Source organism: Peribacillus sp. GL_122 (assembly GCF_057835005.1).
In genome coordinates this window covers 4,612,095-4,627,110 of sequence record NZ_CM174415.1, presented here as the reverse complement: position 1 = coordinate 4,627,110, position 15,016 = coordinate 4,612,095, and the positions used below count along the sequence as shown (strand labels likewise).

At 37.0% G+C, this 15,016-nt stretch carries 15 protein-coding genes; 11 read left to right on the top strand and 4 right to left on the bottom strand.

Annotated elements, in window-relative coordinates:
• Positions 1–66: 66 nt before the first annotated feature.
• The 3 genes from AC3ISB_RS22360 to AC3ISB_RS22350 all read left to right on the top strand — a co-directional run bounded on the left by AC3ISB_RS22360 (position 67) and on the right by AC3ISB_RS22350 (position 4,007).
• Positions 67–303 carry a hypothetical protein gene (locus tag AC3ISB_RS22360; protein ID WP_141993206.1) on the top strand — a complete coding sequence of 79 codons (237 nt, stop codon included), beginning with the start codon at positions 67–69 and terminating at the stop codon, positions 301–303.
• A 125-nt stretch (positions 304–428) separates the two neighbouring features.
• On the top strand, positions 429–563 hold the full coding sequence (gene sspL, locus AC3ISB_RS22355) for a small, acid-soluble spore protein L (protein ID WP_141993207.1): 135 nt from the start codon (positions 429–431) through the stop codon (positions 561–563).
• 273 nt (positions 564–836) lie between these two features.
• Positions 837–4,007: an ATP-binding cassette domain-containing protein gene (locus tag AC3ISB_RS22350; protein WP_489274391.1), complete on the top strand. Its 3,171-nt coding sequence runs from the start codon at positions 837–839 to the stop codon at positions 4,005–4,007.
• Between the two features lie 53 nt (positions 4,008–4,060).
• On the opposite strand, the gene AC3ISB_RS22345 is transcribed toward AC3ISB_RS22350, so the two are convergent.
• Positions 4,061–5,329 carry an ATP-binding protein gene (locus tag AC3ISB_RS22345; protein WP_489274389.1) on the bottom strand — a complete coding sequence of 423 codons (1,269 nt, stop codon included), beginning with the start codon at positions 5,327–5,329 and terminating at the stop codon, positions 4,061–4,063.
• 219 nt (positions 5,330–5,548) lie between these two features.
• Between AC3ISB_RS22345 and AC3ISB_RS22340 the strand changes: the two genes are divergently transcribed.
• The 5 genes from AC3ISB_RS22340 to AC3ISB_RS22320 all read left to right on the top strand — a co-directional run bounded on the left by AC3ISB_RS22340 (position 5,549) and on the right by AC3ISB_RS22320 (position 8,800).
• Positions 5,549–6,007 carry an SRPBCC family protein gene (locus tag AC3ISB_RS22340; RefSeq protein ID WP_144548900.1) on the top strand — a complete coding sequence of 153 codons (459 nt, stop codon included), beginning with the start codon at positions 5,549–5,551 and terminating at the stop codon, positions 6,005–6,007.
• A gap of 681 nt (positions 6,008–6,688) precedes the next feature.
• Positions 6,689–7,186, top strand: a complete 498-nt coding sequence (locus AC3ISB_RS22335) for a matrixin family metalloprotease (protein WP_286178622.1) — start codon at positions 6,689–6,691, stop codon at positions 7,184–7,186.
• A 22-nt stretch (positions 7,187–7,208) separates the two neighbouring features.
• Positions 7,209–7,886 carry a cell surface protein gene (locus tag AC3ISB_RS22330; protein ID WP_489274387.1) on the top strand — a complete coding sequence of 226 codons (678 nt, stop codon included), beginning with the start codon at positions 7,209–7,211 and terminating at the stop codon, positions 7,884–7,886.
• Positions 7,870–8,232 carry a hypothetical protein gene (locus AC3ISB_RS22325; protein ID WP_489274385.1) on the top strand — a complete coding sequence of 121 codons (363 nt, stop codon included), beginning with the start codon at positions 7,870–7,872 and terminating at the stop codon, positions 8,230–8,232. The genes AC3ISB_RS22330 and AC3ISB_RS22325 overlap by 17 nt, the downstream gene beginning before the upstream one ends.
• Positions 8,233–8,413: 181 nt before the next feature.
• Entirely contained in the window at positions 8,414–8,800 is a 387-nt protein-coding gene (locus tag AC3ISB_RS22320; RefSeq protein WP_286178625.1) for a hypothetical protein, read from the top strand.
• 528 nt (positions 8,801–9,328) lie between these two features.
• Here the strand turns inward: AC3ISB_RS22320 and AC3ISB_RS22315 are convergent.
• Together AC3ISB_RS22315 and AC3ISB_RS22310 are read right to left on the bottom strand one after the other, a co-directional pair.
• A complete protein-coding gene (locus tag AC3ISB_RS22315; RefSeq protein WP_489274382.1) occupies positions 9,329–10,312 on the bottom strand; it encodes an ornithine cyclodeaminase family protein in 984 nt (327 codons plus the stop codon).
• Positions 10,313–10,347: 35 nt separating this feature from the next.
• Positions 10,348–11,646 carry an MFS transporter gene (locus AC3ISB_RS22310; protein ID WP_489274380.1) on the bottom strand — a complete coding sequence of 433 codons (1,299 nt, stop codon included), beginning with the start codon at positions 11,644–11,646 and terminating at the stop codon, positions 10,348–10,350.
• Between the two features lie 172 nt (positions 11,647–11,818).
• On the opposite strand from AC3ISB_RS22310, the gene AC3ISB_RS22305 reads away from it, so the two are divergent.
• From AC3ISB_RS22305 to AC3ISB_RS22295, 3 genes are all read left to right on the top strand, one after another.
• Positions 11,819–12,331: a helix-turn-helix domain-containing protein gene (locus tag AC3ISB_RS22305; protein ID WP_489274379.1), complete on the top strand. Its 513-nt coding sequence runs from the start codon at positions 11,819–11,821 to the stop codon at positions 12,329–12,331.
• A gap of 470 nt (positions 12,332–12,801) precedes the next feature.
• On the top strand, positions 12,802–13,044 hold the full coding sequence (locus tag AC3ISB_RS22300) for a hypothetical protein (RefSeq protein ID WP_098370122.1): 243 nt from the start codon (positions 12,802–12,804) through the stop codon (positions 13,042–13,044).
• Between the two features lie 543 nt (positions 13,045–13,587).
• Positions 13,588–13,914, top strand: coding sequence for a hypothetical protein (locus AC3ISB_RS22295; protein WP_098370121.1), 327 nt, complete (start codon positions 13,588–13,590; stop codon positions 13,912–13,914).
• A 107-nt stretch (positions 13,915–14,021) separates the two neighbouring features.
• Here AC3ISB_RS22295 and AC3ISB_RS22290 read toward each other — a convergent pair whose 3' ends face one another.
• Positions 14,022–14,813 (bottom strand): alpha/beta hydrolase, encoded by a 792-nt coding sequence (locus tag AC3ISB_RS22290; protein WP_489274376.1) that lies wholly within the window; start codon positions 14,811–14,813, stop codon positions 14,022–14,024.
• Between the last annotated feature and the right edge of the window lie 203 nt (positions 14,814–15,016).

Sequence of the window (15,016 nt, the reverse complement as noted above, 5' to 3'; positions counted from 1 at the left end):
TCTCCTTTAATTTTATTGTTCTTTTATCAAATACTATAAAGAATCTTTAGAAAAGGAGGAGATGAATTGACTAACGAGAAAGAAAACAGATCTGTAAGACTTGATCAGGCGGAAACGGGAGAAAGTCATGTGACTGGTGCATCAACAATTGAACCAGTTAATGATGGTCATTATCATTATCCAGGGCCCGTGGAAGAAGGCTATAGTGGAAATACAGGAAGAGCAGTACAGCCTGCCGGGAAAAAAAATCGCGATATTCCTCAGAACAAAGACACATTTAATTACACTCGTCTTTTAAAGTAGGACCTTCCAACATACAGCTTTTTTGAAACCTGTGTAGACTTTGGTTCTATGCAGGTTTTTAATTGGTTACCACCTCGTTTTTAATTTACAACAGTTCGGACATAATATACTTGGAGGTGAAGGAAATGAGTAAAAAGACAGCAGGAAGAGGCCGTATCGCACCAAGTGTTAACCCGCAGGGACATGGAAAAGATGTCGAATTCTCCACTGAGCCAAAAAGTGATCTTGAAAACAAGGCAAAAAAGTCCAATACAAAATAAGCGCATTGGGCAAAAATATGGTCATACTTCATAAAGAATGCCCTTCTCTTAGACGAGAGGGGCTTTTATAATCTATAAGAAGGCTCAATTTGCATGGAATTGGAAAAATATCCAACACTAAGCCCACGGTTTTTGTCGATGATTAATAGGTTTTTGGAACAGTGAAATGTGAAAGAATGGCAGGATGGAGCTGCCTTTTAAAAAAATGCCAAATACATTTGTCGCTGTGCTAATATGAAAGACTGAGCTTAATAAAATGGAGAGGAGTTACAAATGAAAATAAATCGATTAATAGCGAACAATATAAACCATTTAGATGCAGCACTGCCAGATGATCAATCATTAGGAATTGCTGGTTTATCCGGTTCCGGGAAAACCACTTTTTGTCAAACCATTGGGGAAGAATCCAAGAAGCGTCTTGTTTCCTTATTGCCCAAGTCTGAATATCAGTATTTATTTCCCAATATTATAGAAACCAACTTCAGCGCCATCAAGATGGAAGAAATGCCGCTTGTCCTTTTTCTCGGCAAATCATCCATTTCAGCCAATCCCCGTTCAACCATTGGCACACATACTGGTGTGTTTAAAGAGATTCGTGTTTGTCTTGCTGAAAAATTCAATCTTTCTCCGGAAGTTTTTTCCTTTAATAATGCCTTAGGCTGGTGTCCCAGCTGTAAAGGACGCGGTACGACGAAAAATGTCGAGTGTCCTAAGTGTGAGGGGAAACGCTACAATCAAGACGTCGAGCAATATACCATTGAATTATTAGATCGCCCGCATACAATTTCCGATATCAACAACTTAAGCATTGAAACAATCCTTTCACTTGCAGAGACATTACATATTAGTGAAGCTAAACAGCATATTCTCCAAAATATAATCAATATGAATATTGGCTATTTAGGCTTGAACCGTATAATGGGGACAGTGTCAGGGGGAGAATTAACCCGGCTATATTTGGCCGAATTCATGGCAACAAGTGAAAATACCGTGATCATCATTGATGAAATCTCCGTCGGTCTTGATCATCAAACCCTATTAAAAATTTTGGAGCAGATTGAGCAATTAGGTTATAAAAATCAAATTTGGCTCATTGATCATTCAGACACGGTGTTAGATAGCACAGATGAACAATTATTCTTTGGACCTGGCAGCGGGAAATATGGTGGGAAAATTGTTGAGGAATCACCACGTCCCAAACCAATCAGCTGGGAACGAAATGAAGCAACGCCAACGGAATACTATCAATTTCAGGATCTTTACTGCCGTAATATTCAAATGGAGGAAATCCGGATTCCCAAGAATAGGCTCGTTACCTTTACGGGTGAGTCAGGATGCGGTAAATCTACACTTGTCAATGAATGTATCTCCAAGGATTTTCAGAAGCGGTATCCAAAGGATAAGCTGGTCATGGTAGGGCAGGACCGAAACAAATCGATTACAAGTCGATCAACCGTTGCGACGTTTCTTGATATTAAAAAGAAACTTACCAAATACAGTGATGAAATTGATGATATTTTTCTGCGTTCGATTGAAGATATCATCGAAGAATTGCCAAAGGAAGACATCGCCCATAAACGCTTGAGCTTATTGATCAAACTTGGGCTTGGTTATTTGACGTTAGAAAGAAAAACACAAACACTATCGACGGGTGAATTTCAATGTGTCCACTTAGTTTCCGAGCTATTTGCGAAGACAAGAAACCCACACACGCTGTTCATTTTCGACGAGCCTTCAAAAGGGTTATCGCAAAACATTTTAAACCAATTCATCGATAGTGTCAGGGTCATCCTGGAGGATGAATCCGTCTCCATCATCATGATTGAGCATAATGGTTATATGCTGGAAAGCTCGGATTATATCGTTGATTTTGGTAAAAGACAGCTTGAACCTGTCCAACATCTCGACGTTGTCAGTCATGATGAGCATTATCGTCACAAAGACAGTGGAGATCGAGTGGAGCCATTGCAAATCTCTTCCACACTTCGGTCGAAAAATGGCATCAATTATTTACAGAAAAACCACCTGGACTATTTCAAAAAGGCAGAGAACGTCTATAAGGGCGGCATTTTAAAAAGCTTATCACCAATCGCTCGTGTGATTTATGGGGAGTACGAGTCAGACACGATTGCACCTGTCATCGCCATCGACCTTGAACGGCACTTGTACAGTCAATATACGTTTCTTTATGAATTGGGCGGAATGATCAACCATATAGTGACGGCACATCCGACCAATAAGGATACAAGAAGCTTTGATTTCTATTCTGCAGAAAATCATTGTCCGAGCTGTTCAGGGCGTCGGGTCATTGAAAAATTTGACATTGATGTCGTCATTCAAGATAAAAACGTGCCATTCTGGGATGGCTTATTACATCCAGACGTGATGGAGGTATTAAAATATTATCAACATTCAAAGCTGCAATTCCTGTTTGATGAGATCAAGAATGAACTCGGTCACGACATTAGTAAAAGCTATAATGAGATGACAGATGCCGAAAAGCACACCTTCTTATATGGGTATTGGGAAAAGTCCTTTTACGATAAAGCAGGCAAGGCATCGCGAATTTGGGAAGGATTCAATTTCATCATTGGGCGTTATATCTTCGTATCGAAATCAATCATTAAAGAGCAGATGAAAGAAACAAAAGAGATAATCGCCTGTCCTGTCTGTCAAGGAACGGTCCTGAACCATCATAAAAAACTGACATTTGGTGATACGGACATTCGCGAGATCATCCAACAGCCGATTGATCAAGTCATCAAAATTGTCGGGAAGCTGCCAGAACTGGAAAAACTAAAAGCAATTGTGGGCGGCGATATCGCCCTTACTGATGATGTCTCATTCCTTCCTAGGGAAACAAAAGCAGCGTTGAAAATGCTCGAACTAGAACTAGCAAGCTTTGTCGGCTATGAAGTGGTTTTACAAAATACCCAACCATTCTGGGACAACATTAAAGGCAATATCGAAGCAATCAGCAGCAAAAATCAGATCACCATCTGTGACTTTGCCAATATTAACGAAACAAGAGAAACCATTATTGATAAATATTTCACCAATGGCAAATACAAAAAACTAACCTATGTTTATGAAGCATTTGGCTACAAAAAAATCGTTACCCAAATCAATAAAATTAAAGCAAGTCATAAATGCCCGTTCTGTAATGGCAAGAAAGTCATTTCAGAAGATAACCTCCATGACGGCGTATATAAATTAACAATACCGTGTGTGAGTTGTCATGCCAGTGGCATCAATGATGAAGGGCGTAAAGCAATCGTCGAAGACATCGACGTACAGACCTGGCTGACAGGGAAAGTAAGCGATGTTGTGGCTGAAAGTGAACGTACCGAGGCCGTTGCCGATATCCCCATTTTCGCCCGAATTCGTGAGCTGAATAAACGAGATATGATGGCGGTTTATCAATGCCTTGAACAGAAAAAGTGAATTTGACAGCACTCTATTGAAAAAAGTCCGCCGATAATGGCGGACTTTTTTTATTATCTTGCAGAATAACCTTCTTGATAAACGGGAAGTGTTACTGAAATCGTTGTTCCCTTATTCAAAAGGCTAGTTATATGAAGTGTGCCATTCATCGTTTGGATGGTCTTAACAGCTACCATTGATCCCAACCCTGTCCCTTTTTCTTTGGAACTGTAATAAGGTTCGCCAAAACGATTTATTTGTTCTTTGTTCATGCCTATTCCATTGTCACTTATTTCAATAATGATGTCGAAATTATTTATATAGGAAACAATACTAAGTTCCCCGCCGTCTGGCATTGCCTCTATACCATTTTTAATCAGGTTAAGGAAGCATTGCTTGAAATGTTGAACATTCCCCCGGGTAATGCCTGGAGTCAACTGTTCAGATATAGTAACTAAATTCATGCTAGCCAATGGTTTTATCATTTCAAGCACATATCCTATTTCACGGTTAATTGAAATAGGATCCACTTTTTCAATTGCAGGTTTTGCAAACGCTAAATATTCACTAATAATGGATTCTGCACTATTAAGCTCTCTAACGACATGCTCTATATATTGTTCTTTTACATCTTGAGTTAGATCATGAGCTTTTAGCAGTTGAACAAATCCTTTCACAACTGTTAAAGGATTTCTTACTTCATGTGAAATACTAGCTGCAAGCTGACTGACTACCTCCATTTTTTCAAGCCTTATCATTTGTGTCCGAATTAAAATGGCATCTTTTAAAATTTCCATTATATATACAGCTATAGCGATAATGAAAGGAGGGAGGATGATAAAGTAAAATACGTACGCCTCCGTTATTCGAAAATAATCAGACATACCGAGTGAAATAGAGCTGGTTAGTATTCCTAGAAACAAAATTAATAGTATGGAGCTATTCAGCTTATTTTTTCTATTGAAATTTTTGAATTTGGAAGAAAATAGAGCCGTTATAATAAAGATAACGATATAAACAATTAACGTAAGTAAATTGAAACCATAAAAAGCAAACCTAAAAGTTAATATGATGACTAACAGAGCAGCCCCTACAGGCCAACCACCATAAAGTGTCCCTATTATAAAAGGAATTTGCCTGAGATCATGGACACAATATTCATCTATATAAATAGGAAACTTCATACATAATATAATAGGAATGCTCATGCATGCAGTAATAAGGGTCTTGCCATACTGACTTAACCTTTTGCCATGATCTAATAAAATGTAATAAATCAAAATACTTACTAAGATATAAAATAGGTTATCTAATATGTTTTGATTAATATAAATAAAATTCATAGGATTCTCCTGAAAAAGTAACCGTTTCGTTTATTATACAAGAATAACACCAAAAAAGAGAATCTTAATAAGTAATTTATTTACAGAATGACATTTAAATTAAAAAAAAGAGTTATTTATTGTATCTAGGTGAAAAATGAAACTTATTTAACGATTTATCAGTTGGAAAGTTGGTTTTACATAATAAAGGAAATATAATGAAGGTAGAGGTGATTATCATTGAAAAAATGGACAAGAGAAATAGAAATAAACGCACCGATTGAACACGTTTGGAAGTTTCTTGATGGTTCTGTAGAAAATATGCAAAAAATAATGCCTCAAGTAGTTGAACAGAAGCCCGTTAAAATAACCGAAGAAGTGGTTGGGAGTGTATATCGCCAAAAATATCGAGAAGGAAAACGAACCGAAGAGTATGATATAGAAACATTGGAATATTTGAATGAAACTAATGAGAAAAAGCTAAAAGTGGGCTTTATACTTGCTAAAATGTTTGAAATTACAGCTTTTTATGAACTAAATAAAATCAATGACAATAAGACTTCCTTTACATATACAGTCACCAGTCGCCCATTAAAGTGGTTTTTGAAATTACTTTTACTATTTGCCACCGATAAAGTGGTCGTTGAATTTTTAGAACGTGTCAAAAAGGTAGCTGAAGCAGAAACAAGTGGATCGTGAATGAATGAAGTCAATCTTCCGCATTATAGGGGGCATACAACTTGCCTATGTTGGAGGGTGTGCTTTGATCGTTTCATTCCACTGCAGGCACTCGCTTTCCGCGGGCGGTCCGCCCTTGGCGCTCTTTGTACCTGTGAGGTCTCCCTTGGACACGCTTTTCCCGCAGGAGTCTCGCACACCCGCTCCAATCAACTCTGCGTGAAAACAAAGTTGACACAGCAACATAGTTAGAAAAAAATCCATCTTTTTTCAAGATGGATTTTTTTATTTGTGGGAAAAAGGCATCACATGAGAGGAGTAACGGGTTCACAGCTTTTTATCCCTCTTACTAATTTAATTGAGTAATTAATTTTTAAACCCTTTTTCGGTGAATCACAGAAACGATTCCATATGTGAAATTCCTGAATTCAATTTTGAGACCTATCAATCTGAATTTATGGTTATTATGCCATTATAGGAATGAAAATCAAAAATGGGAGGAGGAAAAAAGAAAAAACAGTTGATGATTATAGGTAGTTTATGTTTTTTGAACAATTGAATGCTGTATTTGCTGAGACAAATTATAAGTGAAGATGTAAAAAGAAGTATGGAAGCATAACTTTTTTGCAAAAACGTTAATGTTTATTTAATTTACCTAATATTCAATACTATTAAAATATATAGCCTTTGGGGGACTATTCATTGAAGAAGAAAATGGGAATAATAGTAACAGCAGCATCTTTAGTTTTTATGTTTACGATACCAATGAGTGCTTCAGCAGCCACAGCTAAAACATTATCTTGGAATCTTGTAGACTCTGGGAAACACATGGATTGGGATGGTAGTACAAAATATCAAACTCAGTTTAATGCAGGAGTTAAAACATGGAATGGCTTTAAAAGTGGGGTAATTAGAAAAGATTCGGCAAAGGTAATACAAGATGTTGCGATTTCTGATTATAGTGAAAAATCAAGTGTTGCAGGAGTAACTTCATCTCAAGGTTCTATAAGGTTTAATAAATATGTAATGGATACTTTAAGTGCTACAAAAAAACAAAATGTGGCAACACATGAATTAGGACATGCATTAGGGTTGGCACATAATACATCAAGTGATGTCATGTATAAATATGTTTCTACAAAGACATCATTAAGTGCAAATGATAAAGCGTCTTATACCGCTGCTTATAAGAAATACTAACAGGAAGAGGAGGGGGGGAAAAATGGGTAAGAAAAAAGTTCAGTTACTTGCTTCACTATTATTTATAGTTAGTCTTTCTTTGGTAGTTTCAGCTTGTTCTAATTCCAAGAAAGATGTAAGTTCGGAGGATAAAAAAAATCTAAAGGTAATTCAAATGGATGGTACTTTTGCTGTAGATGTGGATGATCCAAATGAAACTGTAGGTGATGCAGATTACGTTTTTATAGGCCGAGTCGATGAAGATGTTGACACTCTATACAAAGATCCTGTAACAATTGAAACTAGTGACGGTGCTAAAGAGATTTCAACACCGTATACAAATTACCAAGTTACTGTCCTGCAAAATATAAAGGGTGATTTAGTTACAGATACTTCCATACCTATTCAAAAGGCTGGAGGGATAAATGAAGATGGCTCTTCTGTTGTTTTGTATGAAGATGATACATTACCGGAAGAAGGAAAATCATATGTGTTTTTAGCGTATGCACAAGATGATGGTTCATTATTAGTATCAGGTCCAAATTCGAATGAATACATTGAAGGTATTAAGCAAGATGTGACTAGTGAAAAAATGGAAAAAGGTAAAGCTTCTTTGAACGAGGAAGCCACAGAGGTAGTTTCTGAGTATGAAAATGCATATGAAAATGAAATACCTACAGATAGAGACCGTTCAGAATCTGAATTTGATAAAGAGCAATAAAAATTTAAAAGCAGGTGCATTATGGGTAGCAGGTAAGGTAGCTAATGATAACACAAAAAATAAGAGGTATGTGCATTATGAAGCAATGAGAACTTCAAACTCTAAGGGGCTATGGGTTGGTCCAGGTAGATCTAAATCGAAAGCAATTTCAAGATTTAAAAGTGGATTAGATACTTGGAGTATTGGCTCATCAAATGCACTCAGTATAGCGAAAGGTGCTTCACCAACTGGACGATATAGATTTGATTCAGCACATACTGCTGGTAAAGGAAAACGTACATTTGCACATTATCATCCTCATGAATATGGTACTCACTCATTCTACGGAGGAGGTAAAATCTGGTAATTTATCAAATTAATTTACAAAGGAAGTATTCTATGGAAAAAAATACGACTTCGCGAATTTATTCCCTCCTAAAAGAATTGAGGAAGTAGCTTATATATTAGAGCATGATTTAGACGGAATAGAGATTCCTAAAGAAGATGAACGTATAAAATATATACTGGCTGATCCTTATGTTCCAGAAATGAAGCTAATTAAAGGAGTATATTTAATCTATAATAAAACGATACTAGAATTACTCACAGGAAAAATTCATTCTATTAATAGCTATGAATTTAGATGCCCTAAGAAAAAGAATAGAAAGATCTCAGATACAGACATAGAATATGCACTGGACATGGCAACAATTGTAGTACTTGCAAGCACAAATAATAAAATACTCACGACCTATTTTATTAGTGGTTCTGCTGAAAAACTAAACAGTATATTAAACTTATGTATTGGCTACTCCAAAGATTTAGAATACGATGAATATAAAGCTAGTTTACAAAATTTTAAAAATGATATTGAAATAGTTAGTCAGATGGGATTATTAGATAAAATACTTGGAAATGATTCTGGCGTAAGTTAAGTAATTAAAGATTTCTGTATATTAAATAGTTAAACACACCCAGGTACTTTTATGGGTGTGTTTTTGTTCGGTCTCCACTAGTAACTACATCCAATGTCATTTTTATTCAGAAATTTCTTTAGCACCCTCTTCATGCCAAGAAAGTACTATTCCAATCATAACTAGTTAAGGTAAGTGTCCTCATTCATATAAACATACAATAACCTGATGAAATGTTCCAGTAAATGTAAAGCTACTATAGGCTAAGCTGAATATTAATCATTGAAGTAGTTAGCAGTGGAGCTGTATGTAGCAATGGATGAAAATCATGCGTCTGTAGTGAGCAGTGCGGTTAAAAACCAGCCTCCGAGACTTAGTGAACATCACCATTCTTTGCGGCTATTTTTATGATTAACGATCCATCGTTTCTATTTTCAATGTCAAATAACCGCCGTAGCGACTTAATGAAGTAGTTGGAAAAGAATAGGTCACCATGAGTTCCTTCTGGATTTAACTCAAATAATAGACCGCAACATGTACGAGCTTCTGTTATACCTCAATCTCCATCCCGATGTTCCGTTCGTTCGATTGGCGGTAAACACCTTTTGCGACAGCGAGGTCAAAGTAAGCAGCACCGACTGATTTAAAGAAGGTAATTTCCTCTTCATTTTCCCTGCCTGTTTTGGTCAGCATTACAAGTTCAAAAAGCTCCCCATGAATATCATTAAACGACCAATTTCCCCGATCGGCTGCAGAAATGAGTTCTCCTGCTTCATCCTTCACGCCCGCTAAATCGTCGACGATAATTTTAGCAGCGCGTGATACCGTGGTATTATCCACTTCTTTCATATAAGGCAAATAAGACCCGACCCCGTTAATGTGTGTACCCGGCTTTAAATCCTGCCCATTAAATACAGGCTCGTTCGAGCGGGTTGCACAGCAAATAATATCTGCTTGACGAACTGCTGCTGAAACATCTTCGTAAACCTCAAAAGGAACGGTTACTCCGAATGCGCGCAGCTTTTCACCGAATTTCTCCGCTTTCTCTCGTGTGCGATTTACTAATAAAATACGCTCAATGTCCCTTACGGCTAACACACCAATTGCTTGTTCAAATCCCATAGCTCCCGTTCCGATGATCGTGAGAACCCGGGCGTCTTTACGAGCAAGAAAGTCTGTGGCAATGCCGCTCAATGCCCCCGTTCTGAGACGTGTTAAATAGGAGGCATTCAACAATGCTAAATGTTCGCCATTTTCTGCATCAGACAGTAGGATGACCCCTTGTGTTGTTGCCATCCCCCTTGAAGGATTCTTCGGGAAAATGGTAACGACTTTGACCGCCGAAACCTCTTCAGATAAATCAGCGCTTGGCATGTAAAGTGCCGATGCTTCGTGTTGAGGGAAAGCAAGAACGGTGCGATGAGGGTTGTCTATTTTTCTAGCACCATGTGCATGCAATACGGCCGTTACATCCGCTATTGCGTCTTTCATTCCATATGATTGTTGAATTTCCTTCTCACTTATAACCAACATTTCAATTGTCCTCCTTGAAGTAAAAGAACCATAGATTACATGGCTCTAGTATTATGCGTTTCGTCTAATTTCTGATTACTGCGATCCTTAACTGCCCAAATCGCTGCCAGTGACAGGACAGATGCAAAAATAATATAAATGGCGACAGGAACATAGGAGTTATTAAACCTATTAAGTAAAGCCGTTGCAACTAGCGGCGCAGTTCCTCCTGCCAGAGCTGCCCCGATTTGATATCCAAGCGTGATGCCGGTATAACGGATCTTTGCATCGAAGATTTCCGAGAACATCGTTCCAAGAACAGCTGTGATGGGAGCCCAAATTACTCCTAAACCTATCACTGTTGCAACGATTAATAGCAGTACCGATTTTTGCTGCAGCAACCAGAAGTATGGGAATGCAAACAGTGCCATCCCAATCGTTCCGCCTATAAACAGCTTTTTGCGGCCAATTGTATCAGATAATTTCCCCATGAATGGTATTAAAATCGTCGTTATAATTGTTGCAATCATGACTGCAGTTAATGTAGCTGTCCGTGAGAAACCGAGATTTGAAGTAGCATATGATACTACAAATGTGCTGAAAATATAAAATGGCGCTGTTTCTACCACTTTGGCTCCCACGGCGATAAGCACTTCACGCCAATAATTCTTAAGAGTTTCAACAATCGGCAGTTTTGGAACTTCTCCGGATTCCTTTACTTTTTTGAATGACGGAGTTTCATCAATTCCTTTACGAATCCATAGGCCAAAAAATACAAGCAAAGCACTAAAAATGAATGGTATACGCCATCCCCAAGTCATGAATGCGTTTTCAGGAAGCAGTGTCATAATAGATAAGGCAATGGTTCCAAGCAGCATTCCTATAGTAACACCCATCTGAGGAATAGCTCCGAACAAGCCCCGTTTTTCAGCGGGAGCATATTCAACGGCCAATAAAAGCGCGCCTCCCCATTCACCGCCAATTCCCAGACCTTGAACTAAGCGCAACGTGATTAATAAAATCGGCGCCCAAATCCCAACGGCTTGATACGTAGGAAGAAGCCCCATCCCAAATGTTGCGACACCCATTAAACTAAGCGTTAAAACAAGTGTTTTCTTTCTCCCGATACGATCGCCAATATGGCTAAAGATCACTCCGCCAAAAGGCCGGATGAAGAATGCTAACGCAAAGGATGCATAGGAAAGCAACAGCCCTATTGTCGGATCCTCATTCACAAAGAATAGCTGGTTAAACACGAGAGCTGAAACGGTCCCATATAAAAAATAGTCAAACCACTCAATCGAACTTCCGACTAAACTCGCGATTAAAATTCGCCGCATTTGTTTCTTCTCCATCTTGAGTCACCTCTTTAAAATTGAAGTGTCACTTCAATTCATTATTTTCTTTATTTTAAATAATTAAAAATTTTCTGTCAATAATTTTTCATAAGTTATTAATGACGGAACATTCATCAAAATTTGTCATGTATAATATAGCTAGATACTATGTAAAAAAGGGGGCATCCCTATGCCTTTTGATTCAATCGGAAATAAAATGAAATCATTGAGAAAAGAGCGAAAACTAACATTAAAGAGCCTTGCTGAACAAACAGGAGTTTCGATCAGTTTTTTATCACAAGTAGAACGGGGAAAATCAAGCGTCACATTAGAGTCATTAAAAAAAATCGCTGATACATTAGATGTCAGCCCAAGTTACTTTTTTTCTGAGGACCGCTCCCAAGAAAATTCAGATTCGAATCATGAACAATTTCATTATCAGAATTTATCCAACGGCATTCGTGATGCTGTTTTTTCTCCTATTCTTGTCACCTTAAAGCCAGGAGAAAACAAAGGAAGCGCTTTTTCCCATAGCGGACACGAATTTTTATTCATTATCGAAGGGAAGTTAACCGTGGAAATAGAGGGAGAGAGAACAGAACTCCATGAACAGCAGTCGTTCATGTTCGATGCTAGAAAAGCCCATTACTGGTTTAACTTCTCGGATAAAATTGTCCGGTTTTTGGTGGTGTCGTCGAAATAACGTCACGGTGTTCTGGAATGAAAGTATGTTCAGTTAACGAAAAATGTCGTACAAAAGGATAGATGTAAACAGGGATTCCTCACTGTTCATCTATCCTTTCTTTTTACCTTGTTAAATGTGTGACAGTAAATAAAATTATTAAAGCCGGAAAGAATGGGAAGTTTTCCATAAATGAAAATCCTGAATTCAATTTTGGAATCTATCAATCTGGATTTATGGTTATTATGCTAATATAAAAGATTAAAAATGGAGAGAAGAAAATGAAAATACAGTGGTTGATTTGCCTAGGGAGTTACTCGAGGAACTTGAAGGTATTTATACCTTTTAAGAGAACCATGTATGAAGTAGAGTTTGAACAATTTTAGAGAAGCACTTGTAATCGGAATTTTATGGATGAAGGTAGAGACTTTGGATTATCTGAATTAAGTTTTTTCTCACTCATCTTTACTAAGCGTTAGGGGGACACCATATTGACAAAGTTTTTATTATCAATATTAGGTGGAGTTTTAATTGGAGGAATTATATGTTACCTTTTTATGGATTATGAGACTTCGAACTATGTAATTCAAAATTATTATGGACTTGATGAGAAAGAAATTAAAGAATGGGATTTTTCTTATATCACACAAGCTGGCTTCATAATTTTGATAACCACTCTACTGATTTACTTTTCTTGGGTCGTAGTAGAAAAGCGTGTAGATAAAAACAAATAGAAGTGAAAAATCATTAACATTATTAATATATTGATGTTTATTGAAATGTGTTATCGTTACTATGCTAGATGGCAGTTACATGATGGAGTAACGGATTTAAGTAGAAATAAAAGTGGGAAAACTTTTAACCCTGCTGCTGGTTGGGCCCACTAAAGAGAGGTAATAAGTTTACATGAATACAACTTTTAAAATAATTCTTTTAATATTACTGAGTATTTTAATAGTGGTTCAAATATTTATGACGAAAGCAGTATTTGATGTTGTCGACCAACTGACAAATATTTCTCAGACATTACCTGGTATATTGGACCGATAAAGATGTTAAAAAGACGACATTGCTATTTTAATTGTCCGTGTTTTTGGACAGTCATAATTATGAATAAAAATAATTTTAATAGGGTTAAAGGTCAATACTGGGGCGGCCAACATCGGAATACAAACCTTCCACTTTATACATGTTCTTAGAATTTAGTACCGTGGCAGCCATTACTTATATTAAGGTCTGACATCCAGAATAAGTTATTTTTATAAGGGGAGCATAAGATGCTAATTGAAAGTATGAGTGATTTTTTTTATGAGCCATTATACATACCTATTTTATTGATACTGCTTGGATTATTATATTTAGGTATTTTAGTATATAGTTTTACAAAAATTAAGTTTAATATCATAGGATATTTTTTAATAGGAATATCTATAACAACATATCTCCTTGTTGGATTGTATATGACCGGAAAAGGATATTATTTAGACGGACACGCTCCGGAAATGTTGCTATTTGGAAGCTTTGGTTTTTTAGAGCTTGCTTTGTTAACTTATCCTTATATATTCCTTACTTTGGGGGTAGCTCTTGGGAAAAAAGGCGAATAATTCAGGTAGTTTATTTCTTATTTTGAGAATTGAAAACCTTACTTTAGTAAAATAGGACTCTCTAAATGAATTTCGTGCCGGGTCTGTTGTGAAGCAATCGATTAAGGCTAATTAACCGTTTCGTTTTTATTTTCGATGCCAAATAACCAACGAAGTGATTGAATGAAGTAGTTAGTAAAGAATAGGTCATCATGAGTTCCTTCTGGACCTGACGCAAATAATAGATTAGATTCCAAATAGCCTTCCTTGATAAATTCAAGGTGGGCCTTCTTCGTGTAGTTAACCATATGCTGTTGAATCGTTTCTTTATAAATTCCCTCTAATTCCCCAACATATAAATAGAGCTGATGATCTTGACGATTCATAGTTGGTTTGATAAAGATATTTCCTTGTCGTTCAATCTTTGCCCCTTGAAGATAGCGAAGAACATCCTCGTACCAAAAGGAAGCGGATAATGAGATATATTGATGGAATACATCCGGATAATAATAGGATGCGAAAATCGAAACAAGTCCTCCTAATGAGCAGCCGGAAATCGCTGTATGTGAAGGTTCAGGATTCGTAGCATAATGGGCATCTATATATGGCTTTATTTCAGTTACAACAGTATGTAAATAAATCTGTGCTTGTCCTTCAAAGGTAGGAGCATGTTGTGCAAGTGATGGTGCCTCCCACGGCGTATAGTCATTTTTGCGATCAATGGGTTCAATTCCAATAACGATAAGCGGTTCAATTTGACCTGAAACAATTAAATGATCGATATAGTTTGCAGCTTGCTTGGCAGTTTCTCCACCATCATGCATATAGATCGTTCGGTATTTCTTGGTATGATCGTAACCTGAGGGTAAGATGACACATACCTCATAGTTGGCAATTTTCTCATCAAGGTATTGAATCATGTATTTTCCTCCGCGTCCTTTAGAAAATTCGTATTTTGAAGAAAGTAATTGATAATGATAACCATTATCAATTATAATACACTCTCTATTATTTTCAAAGGAATAATCCGATTAATAGAAATAAAGGATGATGATAATGAAATAATCACTCATATCTAAGAATGGTAGCCAATAGAAAGAGGGAGCTTAATATGGTTGGAAGT

Excerpts from the sequence above, each read along its gene's own strand:
- AC3ISB_RS22345 (WP_489274389.1), bottom strand. The coding sequence starts at position 5,329 with ATGAATTTTATTTATATTAATCAAAACATATTAGATAACCTATTTTAT.
- AC3ISB_RS22315 (WP_489274382.1), bottom strand. The coding sequence starts at position 10,312 with ATGTTGGTTATAAGTGAGAAGGAAATTCAACAATCATATGGAATGAAA.
- AC3ISB_RS22290 (WP_489274376.1), bottom strand. The coding sequence starts at position 14,813 with ATGATTCAATACCTTGATGAGAAAATTGCCAACTATGAGGTATGTGTC.
- sspL (WP_141993207.1), top strand. The coding sequence starts at position 429 with ATGAGTAAAAAGACAGCAGGAAGAGGCCGTATCGCACCAAGTGTTAAC.
- AC3ISB_RS22350 (WP_489274391.1), top strand. The coding sequence starts at position 837 with ATGAAAATAAATCGATTAATAGCGAACAATATAAACCATTTAGATGCA.
- AC3ISB_RS22295 (WP_098370121.1), top strand. The coding sequence starts at position 13,588 with ATGCTAATTGAAAGTATGAGTGATTTTTTTTATGAGCCATTATACATA.
- AC3ISB_RS22320 (WP_286178625.1), top strand. The coding sequence starts at position 8,414 with ATGAAGCTAATTAAAGGAGTATATTTAATCTATAATAAAACGATACTA.
- AC3ISB_RS22310 (WP_489274380.1), bottom strand. The coding sequence starts at position 11,646 with ATGGAGAAGAAACAAATGCGGCGAATTTTAATCGCGAGTTTAGTCGGA.
- AC3ISB_RS22305 (WP_489274379.1), top strand. The coding sequence starts at position 11,819 with ATGCCTTTTGATTCAATCGGAAATAAAATGAAATCATTGAGAAAAGAG.
- AC3ISB_RS22330 (WP_489274387.1), top strand. The coding sequence starts at position 7,209 with ATGGGTAAGAAAAAAGTTCAGTTACTTGCTTCACTATTATTTATAGTT.